Genomic DNA, 23,625 nt, shown 5'->3' with positions numbered 1-23,625 from the left:
TCAATTGGGTGGAGCGGAGAGGGGGGAGGTGGAGGCGCCCGGTGGGCCGGTGTCAGCGTTCCACGGGGCGCACCCGGACGGAGCTGGGCGACAGCGCTTCCTCCACCCAGACCTCGGCGCCCCGCCGCAGAGGCGCGGCCGACTTCGCGGCGTACTTCACGGGCTGACCGGCCACACGCAGCAGCACTTCACCGTATCCGTCCGCCGGGATGGCGGTGACCACGGACCCGGAGGTGCCGATGAGGTCGTCCCCACGCGGTGCCGCGGAGGTCCGGTCGTCCATCAGGGCGCGGCTCAGCTTCCACGTCAGCCACCCGGCCGCGACCCCGGCGAGCGCGCCGGCGGCTGTCGCCGGGACCATGCCGAGACCGGTGGTGCCGGACACGATCGCTCCGGTGAAGCCGAGCATCGACACGAACCCGGCGATGACCGGAAGCGACAGCCAGCCGTCGAGGAAGCCTTCCAGCACACCGTCGAAGAGCAGCGAGCAAGCCAGCAGCACGATCCCGGCGATGCCGAGAACGAGAAACAAGCCCATGCGCGCACCTCCCTTTCCGCGGGTGAATCCCGAGGTGGTTCGCAGGATCTCACTCGCGTGCGCCGAGTCGCATTGCCTCAGCCCGGCAATCTTCACGCCGCTTTGATGCTGAGGCCGTGCCGTAGTGAGGAGTTCCGGCCGACTCGACGTGTGCCCTTCTCCGCCGCGCCCAGTCGGTGCGGGGGCAACGGTTCGTGCGAACGACCCGCCGTGGGGGCGTGTCCGACCGAGGTGAGGGGGAGGCCCTCCGCGGTCACTACGGCCGGTTCGCCACCCGCCGCGGCCGGGCGGGGCGGGTGGCACGCGCCTTGCCTTCCCCGCGTACACCTGCACCCGCTCGCGCACACGCGTATGCGTGCACCGGCCCGGGTACGCGCGCTCACGCGTAGCCGCCGCGCCTGCGTACCCAGGGGCACGCCCGGGCCGTGAAGAGTCAGGGCCCTGTCAAGAGCTTGTACGAAACGTGTAAAGTCGGGCTCGGTGTGCCGGGAAGCCTGGTCGGCGATACAGGACACTTGTCTTCGCCGATCGGGAGTCTCTTATGGTGCTTGTCGCCGTCTTCGGCGTCGCGCTGCTCATCGCGGTGCTGCTGTCCGGCCTCGCGGCCCGGACCGTCCTCTCCACGTCCTTCCTGTTCCTCGTCGGCGGTGCCCTCGTCAGCGACGGGTTCCTCGGCCTGATCCACATCACCCCGGACAGCGCGATCGTCGCTGTCACAGCCGATCTGGCGCTCTTCGCCGTGCTGTTCACCGACGGCATGCACGTGTCGTTCGAGAAGCTCCGGGCGAGCTGGAAGAGCCCGGCCCGTGCGCTCGGCCTCGGCATGCCACTGGCCTTCGTCGGCATGGCACTGATCACCCATTACCTGGTCGGGCTCGACTGGACCACCTCGTTCCTCGTGGGCGCCGTACTGGCGCCCACCGACCCGGTCTTCGCGTCGGCGATCGTGGGCCGCAAGGAGGTCCCGGCCAAACTGCGGCAGCTGCTCAACGTCGAGAGCGGCATCAACGACGGACTCGCCCTGCCCGTGGTACTGGTCCTCATCGCCGCGGCCGGCCCGACGGCCGGCCACGCGGAGTCGTCGCTCGGCATGATCGGGCTCGAACTCGGCCTGGGCCTGGCCTTCGGTATCCTGTTGCCGCTGGCGGTGAACGGCCTCGTGCGCTTCCGGCTGCTGGGCGCGGAACCCAAGCTCCAGCCGCTGCTGCCCCTCGCGACCGGCGTCATCCTGTACGGGGCGTGCCACCTCACCCACGCCAACCCCTATCTCGCCGCCTTCTCCGCGGGCGCGGTGCTGACCGCAGTGTCGCCCGAGGCCAAGACGGCGTTCGAGCCGCTCGGCGAGGCCCTGGCGGAGCTGGCCAAGTTCGCCGCGCTCCTCGTCTTCGGCGCGCTGCTCACGCCCCAGTTGTTCGGCGACCTCTCGTTCGGCGGGTACGTCGCCGTGGTCCTCGCCATCGTGCTGATCCGTCCGGCGTCCATGCTCCTCTCCCTCGTCGGTACCCGCTTCGACCGGCGGGAGAGGCTTGTCGCGGCCTGGTTCGGACCCAAGGGCTTCGCTTCGGTCGTCTACGGGCTGCTGGTCCTCCAGGCGGGGATCCCGCAGGGGGAGCAGGCGTACACCCTCATCGCCGTGTGCATCGCCTTCTCGATCGTCGCCCACAGCAGCACCGACGTGCCCATCGCCCGCCTCTTCGACGTGGACGACCTCGCCGGCATTCCCTCAGCCGACGACCGCGACGAGGTGCCGGGCGCGACGGTGACCGCCGGCACCGGCGGCAAGCGTGACGACCAGGCCCCTCCCTCCTGAGGGGCCGGTGCGCCTGGCGGGTGAGGGCGAGCCGTACCGGCGTTCCCGTTGCCGTTCCTGTCCCCCGCTCCGACGAGCGCGTACCCGCTTGCGGCACCGTCGCCGTGACCGCCCTTCGGCTGTGGCGTTCCTGACTCACCGGAGGCTCCTGACTCACCGGAGGCTCCGGACCCCCGCCACCCGGCCACGGTTCCGGCGCTCGGCATCACCCCCGGTGCTCCCGAGCCCCTGAGCGACCCTCACGGGCGCGCGTGAGCGTGCCGAGCACCCGGATGTGCGGACGGCCGTCGGGCTCCGGGGTGGTGACCGTGACGCGCACGCCGTAGACGTCGGCGACGAGCGCCTCGGTCAGCACGTCCGAGGGGGCACCGGCGGCGACGACGCGCCCTTGGCGCAGCACTACCAGGTGGTCGCAGTACATCGCCGCGAGGTTGAGGTCGTGCAGGGCGACGAGGGCGGTCACCCGGAGCAGGCGGACCAGGTGCAGCAGGTCGTGCTGGTGCTGGATGTCGAGGTGGTTCGTCGGCTCGTCGAGCAGCAGCTCCCGCGGTTCCTGCGCGAGGGCGCGTGCGATCTGGACGCGCTGGCGCTCGCCCCCGGAGAGCGTGTGCCAGGGGCGGTCCGCCCGGTCGGTGAGATCCGTGCGGTCCAGGGCATCGAGGACGGCCCGTTCGTCGGCCCGCGACGGCGGCGACCAGGGGCGCCGGTGCGGGATGCGCCCGAGGCGTACGACATCGGCGGCGGTCAGCTCGACGAGGGTGTCCGCCTGCTGCTCCACGACGGCCACCCGCCGGGCGACGTCCCCGCGGCGCAGGCGGTCCAAGGGGTGACCGTCCAGCGTGACCAGCCCGGAGGCGGGGGCGAGCACCCCGCACAGGACGCGCAGCAGGGTGGACTTGCCGGAGCCGTTGGGGCCGAGCAGACCCGTCACGGCACCGGCGGGCGGTGCGACGCTGACGCCGTCGAGGATCAGCCGCCCGTCGGCGGTGCGGACGACACGGTCGGCGGCGAGGGTCATCGAGGGGTCCTCCGGGTGCGGTACAGCACGAGTACGAAGGCGGGCACGCCGATCAGCGAGGTCATCACGCCGACCGGCACCTCCTGCGGTTCGATGACGATCCGGGCGACCGTGTCGATCCACACCAGGAACACGGCCCCACCGAGCGCCGCGGCCGGGAGCAACCGGCCGTGCCCGGGGCCGACGAGGGCGCGCGCGGCGTGCGGCAGCACCAGGCCGACGAAGCCGATGGCACCGGACGAACTGACCAGCGCGGCCGTGAGCAGCGCGGTGACGCACAGCAGGACCAGCCGGGCACGGGCGACGTTCACGCCCAGGGTGGCCGCCGCGTCCTGACCGAAGGCGAACGCGTCCAGGGTCCTGGCGTGGCCGAGGCAGACGGCCAGCGCGATCACCAGCGCGGCGAGGCACAGCCACACGTCCGTCCAGTCGGCCCCGCCCAGCGAGCCCAGCAGCCAGAACAGCACGCCCCGGGTGGTCTCGGCGTCGGCCGACGTGACCACGATGAAGGAGGTCAGCGCGGAGAACAGCTGCATCGCGGCGACGCCGGACAGGACGACGCGGTCGGTGGTGCCGCCGAGGGTGTGGCTCAGCAGCATCATCGCCGCGAACGAGCACAGGGCACCCACGAAGGCACCGCCGGAGACCGGCAGCAGACCGCCGCCCACGCCCAGGACGACCACGACGACGGCTCCGGTGGAGGCGCCGGACGAGACGCCGAGGACGAAGGGATCCGCCAGCGGGTTGCGCAGCAGCGACTGCATCACCGCTCCGCACAGCGCCAGCCCCGCTCCGCACACGGCGGCCAGCAGGGTGCGCGGAAGGCGGAGGTTCCACACGATGCCGTCGCGGATGGGGGTGAGCTCCGAGACATCACCCCCGAGGTGCGCGGCGACGACGGACCAGACGTCGCGGACGTCGATGTCCGCCGGCCCGATGGTGATGGCCAGGGCCATGGACAGGGCGAGCGCGGCGAGCCCGCCGGCCGCGCGCAGCAGCGCCGCGGTCACTTCGCCAGGCCGAAGCCGCGCAGCGCGGCCGCGACCTGTTCGACGCCCTCCACGGTACGGATCGTCGGGTTCATGGCCTGGCCGCTGACCAGGACGTACCGCTTGTGACGGACGGCGTCCATGTTCCGGGTGACCGGGTTCGACTCCAGGAACTCGATCTTCTTCGCGGCGCTCTCCCCGCTCTGCGCCTTGCGGGTGAGGTCACCGATCACCAGCACGTCGGGGTCGCGGTCGGCGACCGTCTCCCAGTTGATCTGGGGCCACTCCTCGGTGGTGTCGTCGAAGACGTTCTTGGCGCCCAGCTCCTTGGTGATGATGCCGGGGGCTCCGCAGCAGCCCGCCATGTACGGGGACTTGGCGTCGGAGAACCAGTACAGCAGGGTGACGTCCGAGGCGTCGAGGCCGGCGGTGGCCCTGGTGACGCGGGACGTGAGCCGCGCGACCAGATCCTCGCCGCGCTTGTCCTCCCCGAAGACGCGGGCGAGGTCGCGCACCTCCGCGTACACGGTGTCCATCGTCAGCGGCTCGGTGCGGACGCCGTCCCCGTCGCCGCTGTTGTCCTTGCCCAGACAGTCGGACGGCGAGAGGTACGTCGGTACGCCGAGCTTCGCGAACTGCTCGCGCGTCGCCACGCCGCCCTTCCCGAGGGTGGAGGCGAACGACGCGGCGACGAAGTCGGGTTCGGTGTCGAGGACCTTCTCGAAGGACGGGTTGTTCTCGGCGAGGCGCTCCACGCCGGCATTGGCCTTCTCGAGGCCCTTCATGACGGGGTCGGTCCAGGTCGCGGTCCCGGCCATCCGGTCCGCGAGGCCCAGCGACAGCATGATCTCGGTGGTGCCCTGGTTCAGCGAGACCGCGCGCCGGGGCCCGTCGCCCCGGATCTCCACCTTCTCCCCGCAGTTGTCCAGCGCGCGCGCCGCGGCCTGCGGCGCGGTCGCCGGCCGGGCGGAGGCGCCGCACCCGGTCAGCAGGAGGGCCCCGCTCAGGAGCACGGCGAAAGAAGCGGTCCGGCGCGTGATGGGCACGGCGTTGTTCCTAGCGTCGGGGGCCCATGCGCGGAGCCCGTGCGTACGGTGCTGCCAGCAGGTCTTCGGACTCGGGGTCATCCGGACGAGGCGCCTTCCCGAGCCGGTGGTCCGGCCCAGTGGCTTCGTGCCCCGCCCGTCGCCCTCACCGCTGCGCGTCAGTTCCGGGTTCGCACCGGATTCCCTGACTCACGTACACACGCAAGGCATGTAAGGAGTTCAACTGGCTGGCGCAAATTACCACACCCGCGGATCCCGGCGAACTCGACGGTGTGTCCCACTTCGGAGCAACCGGCGCTCGGGCACTGGACAGCCCCGTACGCGGACGACGGAGGTGGCGCCACCGGGGTCGGCGCCAAGAAGCCGCGGACTCCACGGGACGTACGAGGCCCGTGGGCGTCCGCGGTGGCGGGACGAGGAGCGCGGGGCAGCGAGGCGTTCGGTCCTTCGCGCTCGCCGAGGAGCGGCTGACCACGCGGGCGAAGACGATTGCCGCGAGCGTCAGGCCCCCGAGCGCCGCGACCGTGCCCGGATACCCGGCCCGGCCGCACGTGGAGCGGCCGCCGCCGGGGTGGAGGGCTCACCCGGATCCGGGTCGGTCCCTGTCCGGTCGGCAGCGCTTCGAAAGCCCAGCTTGGGTCCGGCTCACGCCCCGGAACCCGCCACCCCCGCCCACCAGGTCTCCGCGTGTGACCTGCGCCGTCTGTAGGCAGTGTTCGTCGCGGCGGCGGAGCGCCATGTGTCCCGAGCGCCCCCGCCGCATTCGAGCCTGCCTCAACCGGCCCGCCGTGTCGTCGCTGAACGCGCCAAGGAGTTGACCACGCGCGCCGACGTCCCCGTGCCCGCCGTGGGGGAGAGCCTGAGCCCCGGTGCTGGCGGTGGCGGGCCGCCCGTACGCGCCGCTGACCTAGTGGCCGCGGGGGGCGTACATGATCACGGCCATCCCGGCCAGGCACACCAGGGCGCCGACGACGTCGAAGCGGTCGGGCCGGTAGCCGTCGGCGACCATGCCCCAGGCGATCGACCCCGCGACGAAGACTCCACCGTACGCGGCGAGGACCCGGCCGAAGTCGTCGTCGTGCTGCCAGGTCGCCACCACCCCGTACAGGCCCAGGGCGATGGCCCCGGCGCCGATCCAGATCCACCCTTTGTGCTCGCGGATGCCCTGCCACACCAGCCAGGCGCCGCCGATCTCGAACAGGGCGGCGACGACGAAGAGAGCGACGGAGCGGGCGACAGTCATACCTGGCGACCCTACCGACGGACCGGGGACACGAGCTCCAGCGGGTCGACCGGCGCCGGGCGGGCACGCTCCCGCCCTGTGCGAGCGGCGGGCACACCCCCGGTGGCGCACCTGAGCCCGGGCGCCGGTCGGGCGCGCCGGCCCGAGTGTCCTGTCGTCCGGAAGCGGCGCGCGGCACGCTTTGGCCCGGCGCCGGCGAGACGGTCGGCCGGTGGGCCCGTCGGGCGGTGTGGGCGTACGGCCGCCCGGGTGCCGCCGGCGGGGCTCTGGTCAGGCGCGTCGCCGCGGCGTCACGCGCGTCGCGCGGCCCATACGGTGCGTTCGGTACGGACGGCGAGGTCGCCGCGGCGCAGGACGCCGAGGGGGCTGTCGGTGTCGAGCAACTGGTCGAGCGCGACGAGGTCCTCGGCGGAAAGAGCGGGGGCGGCGCTGTCGCGCAGGTGCTTCAGGCTGCTGAGCGCGTACCGGCCGACCGCCGTGCCACGGGAGCCGTCGACGTTCACAGTGATCGCGCGCTCGTCCTCGACGGTGAACCCGGCGGAGGCCAGCTTGGTGCCCCAGTCGGCACCGCGGTGCGGCACGTGCGCGGCGGCGTGGTGCGCGAGGGCGGCGTGGCAGCGCTCCTCAAGGCCGGGCCGCCCCTCGGGAGCGTTGACGGGCAGGAAGCGCGGGAAGCCGGCCGTCTCGACGACGGCGAACAGCCCGCCGGGTGCGAGCAGGGCGCGAACCTCGCGCAGCGCGCGGTCGGGGTCGGCCAGGTGGTGCATCGACGCCGACGCCCACACCAGCTCGGGCCGGTCGAGCTCGGGCCAGTCCCCGTCGAGGTCGGCCCGCACCGTGCGCACCCGGTCGGCCACACCGAGCGCCTCGGCCCGTTTCCGCAGCCGGCCCAGATGGCCGTCCGACGCGTCGACGGCCGTCACCTCCGCTCCGGGGAAACGCGCGAGCAGGGCGAACGTGCCGGCCCCGGTGCCGCATCCCAGGTCGGCGATGTGGCGCGGGTCCCTGTCGACGGGCAGCCACGCGGTGATGGACGCGAGGTGCTCGGCGAACACCTCCGCGTCGAGGTCGAGGATCTCGGCCTGGCCGTCGGACCCGAGGTCGTGCTCGAAGGCGGTGTGCTGCGCGCCACCAGGTGCGGAGTGGGGAGAAGTGTGCGTCATGGCGGTCACGTTAGGAGGGGCGTGCCGCCGGGACGCCATGGTTCCCCGATCGCGCAAGACGATGGCCGGATGTGCTGCCGGAAGCGCAAACGGCGCGCGCCGGGTACGGGCCGGCCGCTGCCTCAGGCGTCGTCACCCCGCTGGTGGCCGCGGCGGGCGTCGCGGTCGAAGATGCCCAGGATCTCGCAGGGCCCGCCCTCGGCGCCGATGGCGTGCGGCAGCATCGTGGGGAACTCGGCCGCCTGGTTCGTCTCCACGCGGATGCGCCGGTTCCCCAGGAGCAGGACCGCGGTACCGGACAGGACGACGAGCCACTCGCGGCCCGGGTGGGCGCGCATACGCGCGGGGTTGTCCGGCGGCGGGTCCGTCATGCGCTGGCGTACGACGGTCAGGCCCGGTTCCGCCCTGATCGGCCACCGCATGAGCCCGTGCGGTGCGTCGATCACCGGACTGATGAGGACGTCGTCGGTGGCGGTCTCGACGAGCTGGTCCAGGGAGGTGTCCAGAGCCCGGGCGAGGATCACGAGCTGGTCCAGCGACAGGCGGCGCCGGCCGTTCTCGATGCGGCTGAGCGTGGACTGGCTGACCCGGGCACGGGTGGCCAGTTCCTCCAGGGACCAGCCCTGCGCCACGCGCAGGGCCCGGATCCGCTTGCGTACCAGGCTGTCCAGCTCGCCATCCTCTTGCGTCATGAGCAACATGCTATGCCTTCGCCGCAAGGTTTGCTTACCGTCGTGAGGGCGGGCCACCGGAACGGCCGGGGCCCTCGACGAAGGGGAGTGCGACGCCATGCCTGGGACCACTGACGTGTACGGGACGGAACAGCTGCCGGGTGGAACCGTCGACGCCCTGGTGATCGGCGGCGGCGCCGCCGGCTTGAACGGCGCCCTGATGCTCGCCCGCTCCCGCCGCTCGGTCGTCGTGATCGACAGCGGCGCCCCGCGCAACGCGCCCGCCGGGGGTGTGCACGGCCTGCTCGGACTGGACGGCACCCCGCCGACCGAACTGCTGCGGAGGGGGCGCGAGGAGGTGCGCCGCTACGGCGGCCTCGTCGTGACCGGGGAAGTGGCCTCCGCCGCGCCGGCCGCTCCTTCCGCCGAGGGAGACCCGCGTTTCACGGTCACCCTCGCCGACGGCGGCACCCTTCAGGCGCGCCGCCTGCTGGTCGCCACCGGGCTGCGTGATGTCCTGCCCGACGTCCGCGGGCTCGCGGAGCACTGGGGGCACGGTGTGGTCCACTGCCCGTACTGCCACGGATGGGAGGTGCGCGACGAGCCCATCGGGATCCTGTCCACGGGTCCGGCCTCGATCCACCACGCCTGGCTGTTCCGCCAGTTGACCGATGACCTCGTCTTCTTCACCCGTGGTGCCGAACTCGACGAGGACACCCGTGAGCGCTTCGCCGCCCGCGGCATCCGGATCGTCGACACCCCGGTGCGGGAGGTCGTGACCGGCGAGGAAGGCGACATCGCGGGCGTGCGCCTCGGCGACGGCCACCTCGTGCCCCGCCGCGTCCTCGCGGTCGCGACGACCTTGCGCGCCCGCACCGAGGGCCTGGACGGACTGGGGCTCCCGGCGGAGGAGCTTCCCGGCGGGATGGGCCGCCGCCTCGTCTCCGGCACGGCCGGCACCACCGAGGTGCCCGGAGTGTGGGTGGCCGGCAACGCCACCGATCCGACCGCCCAGGTCGGCGCCTCCGCCGCGGCCGGTGCCCTGGCGGGCGCCCACATGAACGCCGACCTGGCCGCCGCCGACACCGAGGCGGCTCTCGCCGCCGCGCGGCGCGTCGGTGCCCCCGCCTGAAACCCGCGCCACCGGCCCGCGGCGAACCACGCGAGGCGGGGGGGCGAAGCCGAACGGTTCCGCTGAGGGCCCGTCGGGTCGGGGCGGGGCAGGGCGGGCGCTGGGCCTCGGTGGTTCCGTCGACGTCGACGTCGACGGCGATGGAAACGGCGACCGTCACGGCGCCGTCACGGTCCCGGGGCCGGGGATCGGCGCGTGCGGTGCGGGAGCGTGGCGGTGCGTCAGCGCGTGGCGTGCACGGTGTACGGATGCGCACGGTGCAGGCGGTGCCACGGTCTGGCGGTGCACGCGGTGCACGCCGTACGGGCGCGGCGGCCCGGCCCCGAGTCCGTGGCCCTGACCCCGCCTTCCCGAGGCCGGTCCTCGGGACGTCGCTACGCCGACTTCTCCGGCGCGATCTCCTCGATCAGGCCCTCGACGAGCTTCCTGATCTCGTCACGGATCGGGCGTACGGCCTCGACGCCCTGACCGGCCGGGTCCTCGAGCGGCCAGTCCAGGTAACGCTTGCCGGGAAAGACCGGGCAGGTGTCGCCGCAGCCCATGGTGATGCAGACGTCCGACGCCTTGACCGCGTCGACGGTGAGGATCTTCGGAGTCTCCGCGGACATGTCGATGCCGACCTCGCGCATCGCCTCGACCGCGGCCGGGTTGACCCGGTCCGCCGGGGCCGAGCCGGCGGAACGCACCTCTACGCGGTCCCCGGCCAGGTGGGTCAGCCACGCGGCGGCCATCTGCGAGCGGCCCGCGTTGTGGACGCAGACGAACAGGACGGAGGGCTTCTGGGACATCGAAGGTCTCTCTTGTCTCACGACGAAACAGGCGCATCAGGATTCACTGACGTCAGCACCCGATGGTGTCATCCACCACTGATGTGAAAGTATCAGCCCATGATGACGTCAGTCGACACTGAACTCCTCCGGGTTCTGGCCGACCCGCTCAGGCTCCGGATCGTCGCCCTGCTCGCCCGTGAGACGCTCTGCACCACCCACCTGGTGGAGGAGACCGGAGCGCGCCAGACGAACCTCTCCAACCACCTGAGAGTGCTGCGCGAGGCCGGGATCGTGGAGACCGAACCGTGCGGCCGCTTCACCTACTACAAGCTGCGGCCCGACGTCATCGCCCAGCTCGCCGGCCAGTTCGCCGACCTGGCCGAGACCGCTCGTACCGCCGCTGACAACAAGAGGGCCTGCCCGTGACCCGCACCGAAGCACCCGCGACCACCGAGGAACCGTCGGTCGTCGCGAAGCTCTCGACGCTCGACCGCTTCCTCGCCGTATGGATTCTGCTCGCCATGGCCCTCGGGCTCGGCCTGGGCCGGCTGATCCCCGGCCTCGGCGACGCCCTGGCGAAGGTCGAGATCGGCGGTATCTCCCTGCCGATCGCCGTCGGCCTGCTGATCATGATGTACCCCGTTCTCGCCAAGGTCCGGTACGACAGGCTCGACGCCGTCACCGGTGACCGCAAACTCATGGTCTCGTCGCTCGTCGTCAACTGGGTCCTGGGCCCGGCCCTGATGTTCGCGCTGGCGTGGATCTTCCTGCCGGACCTGCCCGAGTACCGCACCGGTCTGATCATCGTCGGTCTGGCCCGCTGTATCGCCATGGTCATCATCTGGAACGACCTGGCCTGCGGGGACCGCGAGGCGGCGGCCGTGCTGGTGGCGCTCAACAGCGTGTTCCAGGTCCTGGCCTTCGGCGTGCTCGGCTGGTTCTACCTCGACCTGCTGCCCGGCTGGCTCGGCCTCGGCAACGGGGAATCGCTCGACATCTCGATGTGGAAGATCGCGCTCAACGTCGTCATCTTCCTCGGCATCCCGCTGCTCGCCGGCTTCCTCACCCGCCGGATCGGTGAGAAGAAGCTCGGCCGCGATTCCTACGAGAGCGGCTTCCTGCCGAAGATCGGTCCGTGGGCGCTCTACGGCCTGCTCTTCACGATCGTGATCCTCTTCGCCCTCCAGGGGAAGACCATCACCTCCCAGCCGCTCGACGTGGCGCGGATCGCGGTCCCGCTGCTGGTGTACTTCGCGGTGATGTGGTTCGGCACCTTCCTGCTCGGCAAGGTCATCGGCCTGAACTACGACCGCACGGCGACCCTCGCCTTCACCGCCGCCGGCAACAACTTCGAGCTCGCCATCGCGGTCGCCATCGCCACCTTCGGCGTCACGTCGGGCCAGGCGCTGTCGGGTGTCGTCGGCCCGCTGATCGAGGTGCCTGTCCTGGTGGCGCTCGTGTACGTGTCGCTCGCCTGGCGTAAGAAGTTCAAGGCCGCCTAGTGGCTCGGCGTACGGACGTGGTGGTGATCGGCGGCGGCCAGTCGGGGCTCGCCGCCGGTTACCACCTGCGCCGCCTCGGCGTCGGGTTCGTCGTGCTCGACGCCCAGGCCATGCCGGGCGGGGCGTGGCGGCACGGGTGGGATTCGCTGCGCCTGTTCTCACCGGCGGCGTACTCCTCGCTGCCCGGCCGGCTCATGCCGCCGCAGGAGGGCAGGGCCTGTCCCGGCGCGCGGCATGTCGTGGACTACCTGGCGGACTACGAGAAGCGCTACGACCTCCCGGTCCGGCGCGGCGTGCGGGTGCGGGAGGTGCACCGCGACGGCCCGTTCCTGCGGGTCCGGACCGACTCCGGTGACTGGTGCGCCCGCGCTGTCGTCAGCGCGACCGGCACCTGGTCGCGGCCCTTCGTCCCGGCGGTGCCGGGCCGTACGGCCTTTCGCGGCGTCCAGCTCCACTCGGTGGAGTACCGCAGGCCGCAGGAGTTCGCCGGCCGGCGGGTGATCGTGGTGGGCGGCGGGAACTCCGGTGCGCAGATCGCCGCCGACCTCGCGTACGACACCCACCTGACCTGGGTGACGCTGCGCGAACCGCGGTTCCTTCCCGACGAGATCGACGGCCGCGCCCTCTTCGACGCCGCCACCGCGCGTCGGCGCGCCCTGGAGCAGGGCCGCACCGACACCGGCGGGGTCGCCTCGCTCGGCGACATCGTGGCCGTACCGCCCGTCCGTGCGGCGCGGGACGCCGGACGCCTCAAGGCGTCGCCGATGTTCGACCGTCTCACGCCGACCGGCGTCGCATGGGCCGACGGCATGGCCGCCGAGGCCGACGCCCTCGTGTGGTGCACCGGGTTCCGCCCGGCCCTGTCCCACCTCGCTCCGCTCGGCCTGCGCGGGCCACGGGGCCACATCTCCACCGCCGGTACGCGCGCCCTCGCCGAGCCCCGCCTCCACCTGCTCGGGTACGGCGACTGGACCGGCCCGGCCTCCGCCACCCTCATCGGCGTGGGCCGCCCGGCCCGCGAGGCCGCCCGGGAGATCGCGGACCTGCTCGGGGCGCGCGGCTGATGGCGTGGAGCCACCCGCGGCCGGTGCGCGCCCCCGGCGGGCGCGCAGGCCCTCGGGACCGTTCGTCGTCGCCTCCCGCCCCGGGGGCCGGCCGGCGCTGACGCTGGCGTCGCTCAGGCGGCGGCGTACCGGCCCAGGATGTGCCCCATCGCGGCGAGTACGGACGGCTCCACACGGTAGTAGACCCAGGTGCCGCGCCGCTCGGAGGTCAGAAGTCCCGCCTCCTTGAGCTTCTTCAGGTGGTGGCTGACGGTCGGCTGCGAGACACCGACGTCGGAGATGTCGCACACGCATGCCTCACCGCCCTCGTGCGAGGCGACCGCGGAGAAGAGCCGCAGCCGCACCGGGTCGCCCAGTGCCTTGAACATGGCGGCCGTGCGTACGGCCTCCTCGGCCGTGAGGGGGCGCTCGGTCAGCGGAGGACAGCACGGGGCGACGTCCGGCTCCAGCAGCGGCAACGGGCTCACGTTCGACATGTGTCTATGTTGACATACATCGAACCAGGGCCCCAGGGGCGGTCTCCCCTCGTGGTCGCTGCCGGGCATGGGTGTCGACGGGCGTGTTCCGTTACGTAACGGACGCCGTTCGTCGGGGCCGTTCGCGCGGGCCGTTCGTCGGGGCCGTTCGCCGGCCAGCGCCTCGGCTGGGCTGCGCTGTCGGGCCCCTCCCCGCCCGATCGCGGCCTGGGTCTCGCTCGTCTCCCATCGCACTACTTCCATGAATGTCTATGTTGAAGTTCATCGAATCAAGTGCCATGCTGAGGGCGCAAGCCATCGACGAACGTCGAACCAAGGGAGTCACCATGTCTGCGCCGACCATCGACGCGCCCACCACCGCTCTTCCGGTCGTGGTCATCGGCGCCGGGCCCATCGGCCTGGCCGCCGCCGCCCACCTCGTCGAGCGCGGCCTCGAGCCGTTGGTCCTGGAGGCCGGACCCTCCGCGGGCACGGCGGTGCGTGAGTGGAGCCACGTCCGGCTGTTCTCCACCTGGGCGGAGCTCGTCGACCCGGCGGCGGAGAAGCTGCTGGCCCCCACCGGCTGGACAGCTCCCGACGGCACGGCCTACCCCACGGGCGGTGACTGGGCCGAGCGGTACCTCCAGCCGCTCGCCGGCGTCCTCGGCGAGCGCGTCCGCTTCGGTGTCCGCGTCACCGGCGTCTCCCGCCTCGGCCGCGACCGGGTGGTCGACGCCGACCGCGACGCCCAGCCGTTCACCGTCCACGTGACGTACGCCGACGGGCGCGAGGAGCGGCTCACGGCGCGGGCCGTCATCGACGCGTCCGGCACCTGGGCCACCCCGAGCCCCATCGGCGGCGACGGCCTGCCCGCCCTCGGCGAGGGCGCGGCCGCCGACCGCGTCTCCTACCGCGTCCCCGACCTCCGGGAGCCCGCCACCCGCGCCCGTTACGCCGGCAGGCGCACGGCCGTCATCGGCTCCGGCGCCTCGGCCTTCACCGCCCTCGCCACCCTCGCCGACCTGGCGAAGTCCGGGGACGGCACCGGCACGCACGCCACCTGGATCCTGCGCCGGGGCATCAGCGGCTCCACCTTCGGCGGCGGTGCGGCCGACCAGCTGCCCGCCCGCGGCGCACTGGGCCTCGCGGCCAAGGCAGCCGTGGACGACGGCCACGCGGACGCCGTCACCGGGTTCCGTACGGCCGCCGTCGAGCGCGACGGCGAGCGGCTGGTCCTGGTCGCCGAGGACGGCCGGCGCCTGGACCCGGTCGACGAGGTCATCGTCCTGACCGGCCTGCGCCCCGACCTGTCCTTCCTCTCCGAGCTCCGCCTCGGTCTCGACGAACGGCTCCAGGCCCCGCTGGAGCTGGCGCCGCTCATCGACCCCAACGTCCACTCCTGCGGCACGGTCTACCCGCACGGCGTGAAGGAACTGACCCACCCCGAGAAGGGCGTGTACCTGGTCGGTATGAAGAGCTACGGCCGCGCACCGACCTTCCTGGCGATGACCGGCTACGAGCAGGTCCGGTCGATCGCCGCCGCTCTCGCCGGTGACCGGGAGGCCGCCGAGCGCGTGGAGCTGACGCTGCCCGAGACCGGGGTGTGCGGCGGCGCCGGCCTCTTCGACGAGCCCCAGGCGCCCGACGAGGCGAGCGGCGGAGGCTGCTGCGCGGCACCGGCCACTCTCCGCATCGGCGGGGAGACGCCCGCCTCCTCCGGGGGCTGCTGACCACCGCGCCGCACCGCCCAGCGCGCGGGGCCGCGACCGGAACGGGGGACCGGTCGCGGCCCCGCGGCGTCCGGCCGGCCCTGTGCGCCACCCGGATCACCGGCCGGGGCGCGGGCGGCAGCGGGGCAACATCACGCGCATCGCCCGCGCCCGCCCCCTCACGCTGTCGGCAGCGGCCCGCACCCTCTCCGGCTCGCCGCCTTTCCGGCCGGTGCCCTTTCCGCCCTCGCCCCGCACGGGGTCGTCCTCTCCCCGCCGGCCACGGGCCTCCGGGTCAGCCGGTCGTGGTGGCGAAGGGCCCGTTGTCGGCGAAGACGAGCTCGGCGAAGTTCTCGGCGATGCGGCGGTGTCCTTCGGGGCCTGGGTGGATCGCGTCCGGCAGGGGGAACTCGTCGTGGTCGCTCTCGCCGTAGAGGTCGAGTCCGTCGAGGTAGTGGAGGTTGGGGTCCTCGGCGGACCGCTGCTTGACGATGTCGGCCAGGACGTCGCGGACGATCGTGAGCGTCAGCCGTCCGGCGGTGGTCTCGACCGGATCACCGGTTGCCCTGAACTTCAGGGTTCCACTGGAGAGGTCCGGCATGAGAGGTCCGGGGGTGTTCTCGTGGGTCGGACACAGGACAGGGGAGACCAGGAGCAAGGGGATGGTGGGGTGGCCCTCGCGGATGGTGTCGAGGAAGCCGTGGATGGCGGGGGCGAAGGCGCGCAGGCGCATGGCGTCGCCGTTGACGACGTTGATGCCGAGCTTGAGGCTGATCAGGTCCGCTCGGGTGTCGCGCATCGCGCGGGCGGTGAAGGGGTCGACCAGTGCGCTGCCACCGAATCCGAGGTTGATCAGCTCCACATCGCCTGCGGAGGCGGCCAGCGCGGGCCAGATGGTGCTGGGAGAGACGGCGTTGGAACCGTGGCTGATGGAACTGCCGTGGTGCAGCCACACCCGGCGCCCGGTCTTCGGGGCCGGCTCGACGGGGGCGTCGGTGCGCAGGGCGATGACCTCGGTGATCTCCGCGTGCGGGAGCCAGATCTCGATGTCCTTCTCGCCTGCGGGGAGGTCGGTGAAGTGGGCGGTGCCGGCCGGGCCCGGGGTGAATTCCGCGGTCTGGGTCCGCAGGTCGGTGATGGTGCGCAGGTTCCCGCCGGTCACGGTGGCCCGGGCGGTGAGGCGGCCGTCGACCAGGAGGTCGTAGACGCCGTCCGGCGGGGGCGGGAAGCCCCGGTGGACGCGTTTGGTCGGCAGGGTGTCCAGGTGGACGGTGGTGGCGCTCGTACGGAAGGCCAGCCGGACACCGGAGGGCTGAGCCTCGGCCACGGCCAGCAGGTCGTCGGGGATCTGGCGGCGCGCCCGGGCAGGCAGCCGGTGCGGCAGCAGGCCGTGGGCAGTCTCTTCCACGTCGAGGTGTCCGTGCAGGAAGTCGGCGGTGATGGGGGTGATGATCAAGTGCTGTTCGGTGCTCATTGCCTCAAGCCGTTTCGTTCCGGGGTGGGGCGTCGGGTCGGTACGGAGAAGCCGCCGCGGGTGACACGACCGGTCAGGGGGTGGACCGGCTCCGCAATGCGGTGTCGAGGCAGTCCAGGGTCCAGGCCCAGGACTGCTGCGCGGCGATGTCGGTGTGGTCGAAGCCGCCGGCTGCCTCCAGGGAGGCGTAGCCGTGGAAGACGCTGCCCAGCATGCGGACCGCGTGCGTCTGGTCCGGCTCGGCCAGTTCGTAGCCGCGCAGGATCGCCCGGGTCATCTGCGCGTGCCGGACGCCGGCGCTGGCCGCGGCGGTCTGCGGATCGAGCCGGTACCGCGCTGCTTCGTACCGGCCGGGGTGCGCCCGGGCGTAGTCCCGGTAGGCGTTCGCGAAGGCCGTGAGGGCGTCCTTGCCCGCGCGCCCGGCCACGGCGTCGGCGACCCGGTCGGCGAGTTCCTCCAGCGCGAAGAGCGCGATCCGGGTCTTGAGATCGTGGGAGTTCTTCACATGCGCGTACAGGCTCGCCGGCTTCACGTCGAAGCGCCGGGCGAGCGCGGACAGCGTCACCTGGTCGAAACCGGCCTCATCGGCGAGTTCCGCACCAGCGAGCGTCAGCCGCTCCGAGCTCAGTCCTGCCCGAACCACAACCATCACCTACTCTCGGTATCCCTAAAGCAAGCATGCATTTACCTATGCCCTATAGGCAAGCGGGGATGGCCTTAAGGTGTGGCGCAGTCGGCCGAATGGGGCGAGCCCGACGACAGGGCGGGGCCAAGCCGCACGGGCGCCCCCACCTTGACGCGCACGAACAGTCCCCTGCCTGAGCAAGATCAAAGGTGACGGGCCGGCGACCGCTGAGCGCCGCTCCGGTTCGCAGAACCCGTTCTCACGTCTGAGGCAGCGTCCGAGGCGTGACGGCCCCTGTGCGGAATCTCCCCGAGCGACGCGGACGACGTCGAGCTCCACCCCTGCCCACGCTGCCGGGACGACCCCGGCTCGCCGTGCCGCTCGCACTCCGGCACGGTCGCCGGCACCCACCACACCGGCCGCTTCACCAAGGTCCTTCGGCTCGCCAGGCTCCTGCGCGTGCCCACCCCCGCCGCCGACCGCGGGCCCGGCCGGCCGTGGCGCCCCGCCACCCCCCGTCCCGCCCGCCCTCGCGCCGGACATCCCGACCGCGGACATCCGCATCGGGTACGCACGGTGCTCGACGCTCACCCAGGAACTCCGGTCGCGGCTCGACGCCCTCGCCAAGCACGGCATCCCGCGCGGCAAGGTGTTCTCCGAGAAGGTCAGCACCCGCGTCCGGGTGCGGCCCCGGTTCGAGGACGCGCTCGCGCCGGCCCGCCGGACCAAGGCCCACGCCCCGCCCCGCGCTGCCGGGTCGTGTTCACCGTCGACGAGATGAAGCGCCTGGGCCGCGACGCCGCCGGGCTCACTGCGCTCGCCGAGCTCACCGCGCTCGCCGACCGCCTCACCGCCCACGGCACGGCCCGGTCCGGTCCGGTCCGGGGGAGTGGCCACAGCGAAGCCGGCGGCGGCCCGCCGTGCGCGTAACGGACGCGGCGGACCGCCGGCCGGCGGTGCGCGTGTCGATCAGTGACTGGTGAGTTCGCCGGTGAGCTTGCCGTGGATGTCCGCGCTCGGGCGGTTCAGGCCGATGATCTCGACGGTCTTGCCGCGCTGGGAGTACTTGGTCTCGATCGCGTCCAGAGCGGCGACGGAGGAGGCGTCCCAGATGTGCGCCGCGCTCAGGTCGATGACGACCTTCTCAGGGTCACCCGCGTAGTCGAAGCGGCCGACGATGTCGTTCGAGGAGGCGAAGAACAGCTCACCGGTGACCCGGTAGACGACCGTGGCACCGTCCGGGGCGACGGTGGGGCTGACCTCGGCGAGGTGGGCGACACGCTTGGCGAAGACGACCATGGCGGTGACGGAACCGACCACGACGCCGATGGCGAGGTTGTGCGTGACCACGACGCAGGCGACGGTGATCACCATGACGGTGATCTCCCCGGCGGGCATGCGCCTGAGGGTCTTCGGGGCGATGGAGTGCCAGTCGAAGGTCGCGAACGACACCATGATCATGACGGCGACGAGGGCGGCCATGGGGATGTCGGAGACGATCGGGCCGAAGACGATGCACAGCACCATCAGGAAGGCGCCGGCCAGGAACGTCGAGACGCGGGTACGTGCACCGGACACCTTCACGTTGATCATCGTCTGACCGATCATGGCGCAGCCGCCCATGCCGCCGAAGAATCCGGTGACGATGTTGGCGACACCTTGGCCGATGGACTCGCGGGTCTTGTTGGAGTGCGAGTCGGTGATGTCGTCGACCAGCTTGGCGGTCATCAGCGACTCCATCAGCCCGACCAGCGCCATCGCGAACGCGTAGGGGGCGATCGTCGTCAGGGTCTCCAGCGTGAACGGCACGTCCGGCAGCCCCGGCACCGGCAGCGAGGAGGGCAGCGCGCCCTTGTCACCGACGGTCGGCACCGCGATGGCGGCACCGACCGTGATCACGGTCAGGATCACGATCGACACCAGCGGCGCCGGAATCACGGTGGTGACCTTCGGGAAGAACACCATCAGCGCCAGGCCGCCCGCGATGAGCGGGTACACGGCCCACGGCACGTTCCACATCTCCGGCACCTGGGCCATGAAGATCAGGATGGCGAGCGCGTTGACGAAGCCGACCATCACCGAGCGGGGGATGAACCGCATCAGGCGTGCCACGCCGAGCGCGCCCAGGACGACCTGGAACACACCGGCGAGGATGACGGCGGCGATGAGGAAACCGAGGCCGTGCTCGCGGTTGAGGGGCGCGATGACCAGTGCGATGGCGCCGGTCGCGGCGGAGATCATCGCACGGCGGCCGCCGACGACGGAGATGACCACGGCCATGGTGAACGAGGCGAACAGCCCGACCGCGGGATCGACCCCGGCGATGATCGAGAACGAGATCGCCTCGGGGATCAGGGCCAGGGCGACGACCAGACCGGCGAGCACCTCGGTGCGCCAGACCTTCGGGTCGGAGAGCCAGTCGGGCTTCCGGCCGCGCAGGCGCGCGGCCGGGGAGACTGCGGGAGAGGCAGAAGACAAGAGAGTCGGAACCTGTCGTGCTCGGGCACGGCCCCGTGCGAAGGCCGGGAACGTGCGGAGGAAGCGGAAGGCCGGGGCGGCACCCCGCAGGGGTGACCCCGGAAGACGGGGCCGGAAGCAGAAGAGGGACGTAGTCGGCGCGCCACAGCGCGGCCGGATCACATCCGACGGCGAAGCGTCAGGGCGGGCAGGCGGCGGCGCCGGGCGTCATGAACGTGCGCACGCTTCTCTCCCGCAAGAATCGGATCTTCCCCCGGGGCCTCCTGGGCCCCTGCACGGCGACGGCGGTACAGCGACGGACCGCCTCGCCACCGTCAACTCTACCCAACGGCGGAGTGGAGATCGACGGAAGCCGCCGCCCCGGGGCCTGCCCGGGTTCCACGGCGGCAGGCGGCGGCCCGTGGCCGGTGCTTTTGGGGCTCCCAGGGCTCCCGGGGCCGGAGTGGCGGCGACACCCGGGCCGTACGGCCGCTCGCCGGGTCAGCCCGCAAGATCGCCGGCCGTGGTGGTGGTCACTGCTGCCCTATGGGCCCGGTCCCCGTCCGGTCCCGTCCGGCATCCTCGTGGACCGACTCCTCCGGAAACGCCGCGGCACGGCAGATCCGCCGCGGACGGCGCGTACGGACGCGTCACGGCCGCTGCCGCTCCCGCGCCGGCGTCGCCCCCGGGTCCACGATGGGGCAGAGGCGGCTGCCGCATCCCGCAGCCGGCGTCGCCCCGCCCCTCTTCCACGTCCGCCCCTCCATGCCCACCACGCTCCGTCCTCTTCCGGCGTACCGCCCTCGCCGGCCGGCTTGTGAGACCTCACGCGCGCCGGCGCGCCCCCAGTGCCGGCCAAGCGCCCCTCACGCGGCATTGCGGTCCAGGCGCCCGGCCCCCGAAAGTGACAGTGAGGTAACGCTGCGCAGTCGGCCGGACAGTCGGCCGACGCGGCACATCAGGGGGGCCAGTGAAGTACACGCGCCAGGAGAGGACCATGCCGGTGGCGGCAAGGACGGGGCGACGGACGGTGGCGCTCGCGGTCGCTCTCGCCGCGGCGGGCGGACTGGCGCTGGCGACCGCGCCACCGGCGAGTGCCGAGGCCAAATCCACGTGCGGCGCCTACATCTGCGTGGCCACCGCCTACCAGGGAGGCGACTACGTCCAGGACATCACGGTCACGACCCGGGACGGCCTTCCGGGGACGCTGCGCGCCTTCGTGGGCGATCACCGGGCGAGCAAGGCCGGTGTGTCGCGGTGGCGGTTCGTCGTCAACCGGGAGATCAGGGCGTACCCGCGGTTGGCGGTCTGCGGAGGGCTGGACCGTGGCGGCCGGGTCATCGAGAACCACTGCGTTCTGATCCCCTGACGTCGGGACCGAGCAGAGTTGCCAACAGGGCGTGCAGTTCGGGCACTTCGGCGACCGCCTCGCACACGGGCTCCAGATCCGCCCACGGGACCGGGCCCGCGACGGTCAGGACGCGGCGGGTGCGGCGCAACAGCCCGGCGCGGCCCGGAACGCCCGGCCGGAGGCGGTCGGACAGGGACCCGGCCTCGCCGCCCAGCACGCCCTGGAAGCACGAGGAGGCGCAGAAGCCGTCCTCGAACCAGTGGGCGAGCGACTCCACGACGCCCTGCGGTTCCTCGACGGCCTCCAGACGAGGCCGGTAGGCGGCCCACAGGTGCTCCCGAGTCTCCTCGTACGCGTCGACCCACGCGGAGAAGACCACCGTCACGCCCGGTTCGTCGTACAGGTCCATGAGGCCGAGGACGACCCGCACGGTTTCCTCCGTGCGCGCCCCGGACGTCTCCATCGCCATGTCCGCCCACCATCGGGCGGACTGACTGCCCGTCAGGGTATGGCCCGGGAGCCGCCGGTCCTGCCAGACGCCGTCGGCGTCGCATGTGGCGCCCTGGGCGACGAGCCACCGGCGGGCGAACTCCCTGTCGGTGTCGCGGGTGGAGGAGGCGGTCATGAGTGTCCTTTCCCGGAGGCGTGATCACCGTAGACGACGGAGGTGTCGGCGCGTGACCGGGGGCTGGCCGTATCTTGCGCGCCATCGGCACGTGTGCCGGTGTCGCCGCCGGCGGCCCACCGGAAGACTGAACGCGTTGTCACGCCCCTGAGCGCTGCCGTCGCGGCAGGCGTCGGGCGGCGCGGTCGGTGCGTCTCTCCGGAGGTCCCCCATGTCCCTCATGCACAGGCGGAACGTGCTTCGTGGCGCCGCTGCCACCGCGGTCGGTGCCGGCCTCGCCGGTGGCCAGGCCACGGCGGCGACGGCCGGCACGGCGGCCACGGCCGACCCGGCGGCCACGGCGGCCACGGGTGACGCCGCCGGCGCGCGGGCCCGGCCGCGCCGTGAGCCGCTGCGCGTCCACACGGTGCTGTACGACGGGGTGGAGGAGCAGGACTTCGCGGGCCACATCGAGGTGTTCGGGATCGTCGGTGAGGACCGCATAGCGCAGTCCTTCGTCACCGTCGACGGGCCGCGCACGCTGAGGACGTCCGCCGGCATGGAGATCGTCTGCCGGTCCCCGTGGTCGCCCCGGTCGGCCGATCTGATCCTGGTGCCCGGTGGTGGGTACGGCGACGGCTCCGGCCTCCAGCGGGAGGTGCGGCGCGGGGTGCTGCCGAAGACCCTCGCGGCGGCACGCCGGCGCGGCCTGGTCCTGGGCGCCGTGTGCAGCGGCACCATGCTGCTCTCCGCGGCGGGCATCACGGCCGGACGGCCCTGCACCACGCACCACATCGCCAAGGACGATCTCAAGGCTCAGGGCGGACGGGTCGTCACCGGCCGGGTCGTCGACGACGGTGACCTGGTGACGTGCGGCGGGGTCACCTCCGGAATCGACCTGGGCATCTGGCTGCTCGAGCGGTTCTTCGGCCCGGAGACGGCGCTGTTCGCCGAGGAGGTGCTCGAGTACGAGCGCCGCGGAACCGTGTGGCGCTCGTAGGCACGGGCCCGGCCCTTCCGTCCCCACCCGACACCGTGTCCGTCCCACCGGGCCGGACGAGCGAAAGGCACCGGCATGCACCGCCGAACCCTGCTCCGTTCCACGACCGCGCTCGGAGCCGCTGCCCTGGCGGCGAGCACCGCTGCCCACACCGCCGCGGCGTCCGCGGGCCCCCGCCGCGCCGGGCCCCTGCGTGTGCACATCGTCATGTTCGAGGGGGTGGAGGAACTCGACTACATCGCGCCGTACGAGGTCTTCGCGGCCTCCGGCTACTTCACCGATCGCGACGTCGACGTCCGCCACGTCGCGCTGGACGCGCCCCGCACCGTCACGGCGACGTACGGGACCGAGGTCCGCGTCAGCCACCGGTGGGCGCCCGACGAGGCCGACGTACTCGTCGTGCCCGGCGGCGGATACACACGCCGCGAGGACCCCGGCGTGTGGGCCGAGATCCAGCGTGGCGCACTGCCCCGTGCCCTGGCCTCCGCACCCCGTCCCGGACTCACCATCAGCGCGCTGTGCACCGGCGTGATGCTGCTCTCGGCGGCCGGACTGACCAAGGGACGCCCCTGCACCACACACCACAGGGTGCGCGACGACCTCGAGAAGCAGGGCGGGGTGGTCAAGCGTGCCCGCGTCGTCGACGACGGCGACCTGGTCACCGCCGGCGGCGTCACTTCCGGCCTGGACCTCGCCCTCCGGCTGGTGCGCCGCGAGCTCGGTGCGGACGCGGCGCTCGGCCTGGAGGAGATGCTCGAGTACGAAGCGCGCGGCACGGTGTGGACGGCGGGGCGGGGCCGGGGCTGAGCGGCCCGGCCCACAGCCGCCCGGTGCGCCGGCCGCATTCCTGCCCCATGCGCCGGCCACATCCCCGCCCGGTGCGCCGACCGCCATCAGCCGCCCCGTACCCGCGGGACCACAGCCGCCCTGTACGCGGGCCCGCAGCCGTCCCGCGGGCCGCCGGTGGACGGTGCCCGACCGGGCCGGCGCCGGGGCGGCCGCTC

General features: G+C 72.8%; 24 protein-coding genes, 1 pseudogene and 1 riboswitch. Of the genes and pseudogenes, 12 read left to right on the top strand and 13 right to left on the bottom strand.

The window, feature by feature from the left end; genetic code table 11:
• Positions 1-52: 52 nt before the first annotated feature.
• Positions 53-538, bottom strand: a complete 486-nt coding sequence (locus ABD347_RS17285; RefSeq protein WP_344362047.1) for a hypothetical protein — start codon at positions 536-538, stop codon at positions 53-55.
• 541 nt (positions 539-1,079) lie between these two features.
• Here ABD347_RS17285 and ABD347_RS17280 point away from each other — a divergent pair.
• On the top strand, positions 1,080-2,348 hold the full coding sequence (locus ABD347_RS17280) for a cation:proton antiporter (RefSeq protein ID WP_344362044.1): 1,269 nt from the start codon (positions 1,080-1,082) through the stop codon (positions 2,346-2,348).
• A 205-nt stretch (positions 2,349-2,553) separates the two neighbouring features.
• Here ABD347_RS17280 and ABD347_RS17275 read toward each other — a convergent pair whose 3' ends face one another.
• The 6 genes from ABD347_RS17275 to ABD347_RS17250 form a co-directional block, all read right to left on the bottom strand.
• On the bottom strand, positions 2,554-3,366 hold the full coding sequence (locus tag ABD347_RS17275) for an ABC transporter ATP-binding protein (RefSeq protein WP_344362042.1): 813 nt from the start codon (positions 3,364-3,366) through the stop codon (positions 2,554-2,556).
• Complete coding sequence (locus tag ABD347_RS17270; protein ID WP_344362416.1) at positions 3,363-4,322, bottom strand: FecCD family ABC transporter permease; 960 nt, start codon at positions 4,320-4,322, stop codon at positions 3,363-3,365. Before ABD347_RS17270 ends, ABD347_RS17275 begins: the two co-directional genes overlap by 4 nt.
• A 50-nt stretch (positions 4,323-4,372) precedes the next feature.
• The gene (locus tag ABD347_RS17265) at positions 4,373-5,401 is read right to left on the bottom strand and encodes an ABC transporter substrate-binding protein (protein WP_344362039.1); all 1,029 of its coding nucleotides are present in this window, start codon (positions 5,399-5,401) and stop codon (positions 4,373-4,375) included.
• A 39-nt stretch (positions 5,402-5,440) separates the two neighbouring features.
• Positions 5,441-5,644: riboswitch (cobalamin riboswitch) on the bottom strand.
• Between the two features lie 664 nt (positions 5,645-6,308).
• Positions 6,309-6,644: a YnfA family protein gene (locus ABD347_RS17260; protein WP_344362036.1), complete on the bottom strand. Its 336-nt coding sequence runs from the start codon at positions 6,642-6,644 to the stop codon at positions 6,309-6,311.
• 290 nt (positions 6,645-6,934) lie between these two features.
• On the bottom strand, positions 6,935-7,807 hold the full coding sequence (locus tag ABD347_RS17255; protein WP_344362034.1) for a class I SAM-dependent methyltransferase: 873 nt from the start codon (positions 7,805-7,807) through the stop codon (positions 6,935-6,937).
• Between the two features lie 122 nt (positions 7,808-7,929).
• Positions 7,930-8,499, bottom strand: coding sequence for a helix-turn-helix domain-containing protein (locus ABD347_RS17250; RefSeq protein WP_344362032.1), 570 nt, complete (start codon positions 8,497-8,499; stop codon positions 7,930-7,932).
• 97 nt (positions 8,500-8,596) lie between these two features.
• Here ABD347_RS17250 and ABD347_RS17245 point away from each other — a divergent pair, with 97 nt between their 5' ends.
• Positions 8,597-9,610 (top strand): NAD(P)/FAD-dependent oxidoreductase, encoded by a 1,014-nt coding sequence (locus tag ABD347_RS17245; RefSeq protein WP_344362031.1) that lies wholly within the window; start codon positions 8,597-8,599, stop codon positions 9,608-9,610.
• 374 nt (positions 9,611-9,984) lie between these two features.
• On the opposite strand, the gene ABD347_RS17240 is transcribed toward ABD347_RS17245, so the two are convergent.
• Positions 9,985-10,398, bottom strand: coding sequence for an arsenate reductase ArsC (locus tag ABD347_RS17240; protein ID WP_344362029.1), 414 nt, complete (start codon positions 10,396-10,398; stop codon positions 9,985-9,987).
• Between the two features lie 99 nt (positions 10,399-10,497).
• Between ABD347_RS17240 and ABD347_RS17235 the strand changes: the two genes are divergently transcribed.
• Genes ABD347_RS17235 through ABD347_RS17225 form a run of 3 tightly spaced genes read left to right on the top strand, consistent with a single transcriptional unit; the run spans position 10,498 to position 12,946 of the window.
• Positions 10,498-10,806, top strand: coding sequence for an ArsR/SmtB family transcription factor (locus ABD347_RS17235; RefSeq protein ID WP_344362028.1), 309 nt, complete (start codon positions 10,498-10,500; stop codon positions 10,804-10,806).
• Positions 10,803-11,882, top strand: coding sequence for an ACR3 family arsenite efflux transporter (arsB, locus tag ABD347_RS17230; RefSeq protein ID WP_344362026.1), 1,080 nt, complete (start codon positions 10,803-10,805; stop codon positions 11,880-11,882). Before ABD347_RS17235 ends, arsB begins: the two co-directional genes overlap by 4 nt.
• The gene (locus tag ABD347_RS17225; protein ID WP_344362025.1) at positions 11,882-12,946 is read left to right on the top strand and encodes an ArsO family NAD(P)H-dependent flavin-containing monooxygenase; all 1,065 of its coding nucleotides are present in this window, start codon (positions 11,882-11,884) and stop codon (positions 12,944-12,946) included. The genes arsB and ABD347_RS17225 overlap by 1 nt, the downstream gene beginning before the upstream one ends.
• A 113-nt stretch (positions 12,947-13,059) precedes the next feature.
• On the opposite strand, the gene ABD347_RS17220 is transcribed toward ABD347_RS17225, so the two are convergent.
• On the bottom strand, positions 13,060-13,422 hold the full coding sequence (locus ABD347_RS17220; RefSeq protein ID WP_344362023.1) for an ArsR/SmtB family transcription factor: 363 nt from the start codon (positions 13,420-13,422) through the stop codon (positions 13,060-13,062).
• 326 nt (positions 13,423-13,748) lie between these two features.
• Here ABD347_RS17220 and ABD347_RS17215 point away from each other — a divergent pair, with 326 nt between their 5' ends.
• On the top strand, positions 13,749-15,131 hold the full coding sequence (locus tag ABD347_RS17215) for an FAD-dependent oxidoreductase (RefSeq protein ID WP_344362021.1): 1,383 nt from the start codon (positions 13,749-13,751) through the stop codon (positions 15,129-15,131).
• Between the two features lie 274 nt (positions 15,132-15,405).
• Here the strand turns inward: ABD347_RS17215 and ABD347_RS17210 are convergent, their stop codons facing one another.
• A complete protein-coding gene (locus ABD347_RS17210; RefSeq protein WP_344362019.1) occupies positions 15,406-16,584 on the bottom strand; it encodes a GDSL-type esterase/lipase family protein in 1,179 nt (392 codons plus the stop codon).
• Positions 16,585-16,657: 73 nt separating this feature from the next.
• The gene (locus ABD347_RS17205; protein ID WP_344362017.1) at positions 16,658-17,227 is read right to left on the bottom strand and encodes a TetR/AcrR family transcriptional regulator; all 570 of its coding nucleotides are present in this window, start codon (positions 17,225-17,227) and stop codon (positions 16,658-16,660) included.
• 276 nt (positions 17,228-17,503) lie between these two features.
• On the opposite strand from ABD347_RS17205, the pseudogene ABD347_RS30680 reads away from it, so the two are divergent.
• The 3 genes and pseudogenes from ABD347_RS30680 to ABD347_RS17195 all read left to right on the top strand — a co-directional run.
• Positions 17,504-17,665 (top strand): annotated as a pseudogene (locus ABD347_RS30680) (zinc finger domain-containing protein); the annotation flags it as partial.
• 85 nt (positions 17,666-17,750) lie between these two features.
• Complete coding sequence (locus tag ABD347_RS30675; protein WP_425575687.1) at positions 17,751-17,990, top strand: recombinase family protein; 240 nt, start codon at positions 17,751-17,753, stop codon at positions 17,988-17,990.
• Positions 17,987-18,139, top strand: coding sequence for a hypothetical protein (locus ABD347_RS17195; RefSeq protein WP_344362015.1), 153 nt, complete (start codon positions 17,987-17,989; stop codon positions 18,137-18,139). Before ABD347_RS30675 ends, ABD347_RS17195 begins: the two co-directional genes overlap by 4 nt.
• A 39-nt stretch (positions 18,140-18,178) precedes the next feature.
• Here ABD347_RS17195 and ABD347_RS17190 read toward each other — a convergent pair whose 3' ends face one another.
• Positions 18,179-19,687 (bottom strand): SulP family inorganic anion transporter, encoded by a 1,509-nt coding sequence (locus ABD347_RS17190; protein WP_344362013.1) that lies wholly within the window; start codon positions 19,685-19,687, stop codon positions 18,179-18,181.
• Positions 19,688-20,663: 976 nt separating this feature from the next.
• On the opposite strand from ABD347_RS17190, the gene ABD347_RS17185 reads away from it, so the two are divergent.
• Complete coding sequence (locus ABD347_RS17185) at positions 20,664-21,035, top strand: hypothetical protein (RefSeq protein WP_344362011.1); 372 nt, start codon at positions 20,664-20,666, stop codon at positions 21,033-21,035.
• On the opposite strand, the gene ABD347_RS17180 is transcribed toward ABD347_RS17185, so the two are convergent.
• Positions 21,004-21,642: a hypothetical protein gene (locus ABD347_RS17180; protein WP_344362010.1), complete on the bottom strand. Its 639-nt coding sequence runs from the start codon at positions 21,640-21,642 to the stop codon at positions 21,004-21,006. The two genes, ABD347_RS17185 and ABD347_RS17180, sit on opposite strands and share 32 nt — an antisense overlap.
• Before the next feature lie 220 nt (positions 21,643-21,862).
• Between ABD347_RS17180 and ABD347_RS17175 the strand changes: the two genes are divergently transcribed.
• Positions 21,863-22,621, top strand: coding sequence for a DJ-1/PfpI family protein (locus ABD347_RS17175; protein WP_344362411.1), 759 nt, complete (start codon positions 21,863-21,865; stop codon positions 22,619-22,621).
• A 75-nt stretch (positions 22,622-22,696) separates the two neighbouring features.
• The gene (locus ABD347_RS17170; RefSeq protein ID WP_344362009.1) at positions 22,697-23,428 is read left to right on the top strand and encodes a DJ-1/PfpI family protein; all 732 of its coding nucleotides are present in this window, start codon (positions 22,697-22,699) and stop codon (positions 23,426-23,428) included.
• The last annotated feature ends 197 nt before the right edge of the window (positions 23,429-23,625 follow it).

Origin of the sequence: Streptomyces gobitricini (assembly GCF_039532985.1) — a bacterium.
Taxonomy (GTDB): domain Bacteria; phylum Actinomycetota; class Actinomycetes; order Streptomycetales; family Streptomycetaceae; genus Streptomyces; species Streptomyces gobitricini.
Note: the sequence above shows the minus strand (reverse complement) of the source record. Positions and strands in the feature narration are given on the sequence as shown.

What these genes read in the sequence shown, in the direction of transcription:
- ABD347_RS17285 (WP_344362047.1), bottom strand. Translation starts at nt 538, where the DNA reads ATGGGCTTGTTTCTCGTTCTCGGCATCGCCGGGATCGTGCTGCTGGCT.
- ABD347_RS17280 (WP_344362044.1), top strand. Translation starts at nt 1,080, where the DNA reads ATGGTGCTTGTCGCCGTCTTCGGCGTCGCGCTGCTCATCGCGGTGCTG.
- ABD347_RS17275 (WP_344362042.1), bottom strand. Translation starts at nt 3,366, where the DNA reads ATGACCCTCGCCGCCGACCGTGTCGTCCGCACCGCCGACGGGCGGCTG.
- ABD347_RS17270 (WP_344362416.1), bottom strand. Translation starts at nt 4,322, where the DNA reads ATGGCCCTGGCCATCACCATCGGGCCGGCGGACATCGACGTCCGCGAC.
- ABD347_RS17260 (WP_344362036.1), bottom strand. Translation starts at nt 6,644, where the DNA reads ATGACTGTCGCCCGCTCCGTCGCTCTCTTCGTCGTCGCCGCCCTGTTC.
- ABD347_RS17255 (WP_344362034.1), bottom strand. Translation starts at nt 7,807, where the DNA reads ATGACGCACACTTCTCCCCACTCCGCACCTGGTGGCGCGCAGCACACC.
- ABD347_RS17250 (WP_344362032.1), bottom strand. Translation starts at nt 8,499, where the DNA reads ATGACGCAAGAGGATGGCGAGCTGGACAGCCTGGTACGCAAGCGGATC.
- ABD347_RS17245 (WP_344362031.1), top strand. Translation starts at nt 8,597, where the DNA reads ATGCCTGGGACCACTGACGTGTACGGGACGGAACAGCTGCCGGGTGGA.
- ABD347_RS17240 (WP_344362029.1), bottom strand. Translation starts at nt 10,398, where the DNA reads ATGTCCCAGAAGCCCTCCGTCCTGTTCGTCTGCGTCCACAACGCGGGC.
- ABD347_RS17235 (WP_344362028.1), top strand. Translation starts at nt 10,498, where the DNA reads ATGATGACGTCAGTCGACACTGAACTCCTCCGGGTTCTGGCCGACCCG.
- ABD347_RS17220 (WP_344362023.1), bottom strand. Translation starts at nt 13,422, where the DNA reads ATGTCGAACGTGAGCCCGTTGCCGCTGCTGGAGCCGGACGTCGCCCCG.
- ABD347_RS17215 (WP_344362021.1), top strand. Translation starts at nt 13,749, where the DNA reads ATGTCTGCGCCGACCATCGACGCGCCCACCACCGCTCTTCCGGTCGTG.
- ABD347_RS17210 (WP_344362019.1), bottom strand. Translation starts at nt 16,584, where the DNA reads ATGAGCACCGAACAGCACTTGATCATCACCCCCATCACCGCCGACTTC.
- ABD347_RS17195 (WP_344362015.1), top strand. Translation starts at nt 17,987, where the DNA reads ATGAAGCGCCTGGGCCGCGACGCCGCCGGGCTCACTGCGCTCGCCGAG.
- ABD347_RS17185 (WP_344362011.1), top strand. Translation starts at nt 20,664, where the DNA reads ATGCCGGTGGCGGCAAGGACGGGGCGACGGACGGTGGCGCTCGCGGTC.
- ABD347_RS17180 (WP_344362010.1), bottom strand. Translation starts at nt 21,642, where the DNA reads ATGACCGCCTCCTCCACCCGCGACACCGACAGGGAGTTCGCCCGCCGG.
- ABD347_RS17175 (WP_344362411.1), top strand. Translation starts at nt 21,863, where the DNA reads ATGCACAGGCGGAACGTGCTTCGTGGCGCCGCTGCCACCGCGGTCGGT.
- ABD347_RS17170 (WP_344362009.1), top strand. Translation starts at nt 22,697, where the DNA reads ATGCACCGCCGAACCCTGCTCCGTTCCACGACCGCGCTCGGAGCCGCT.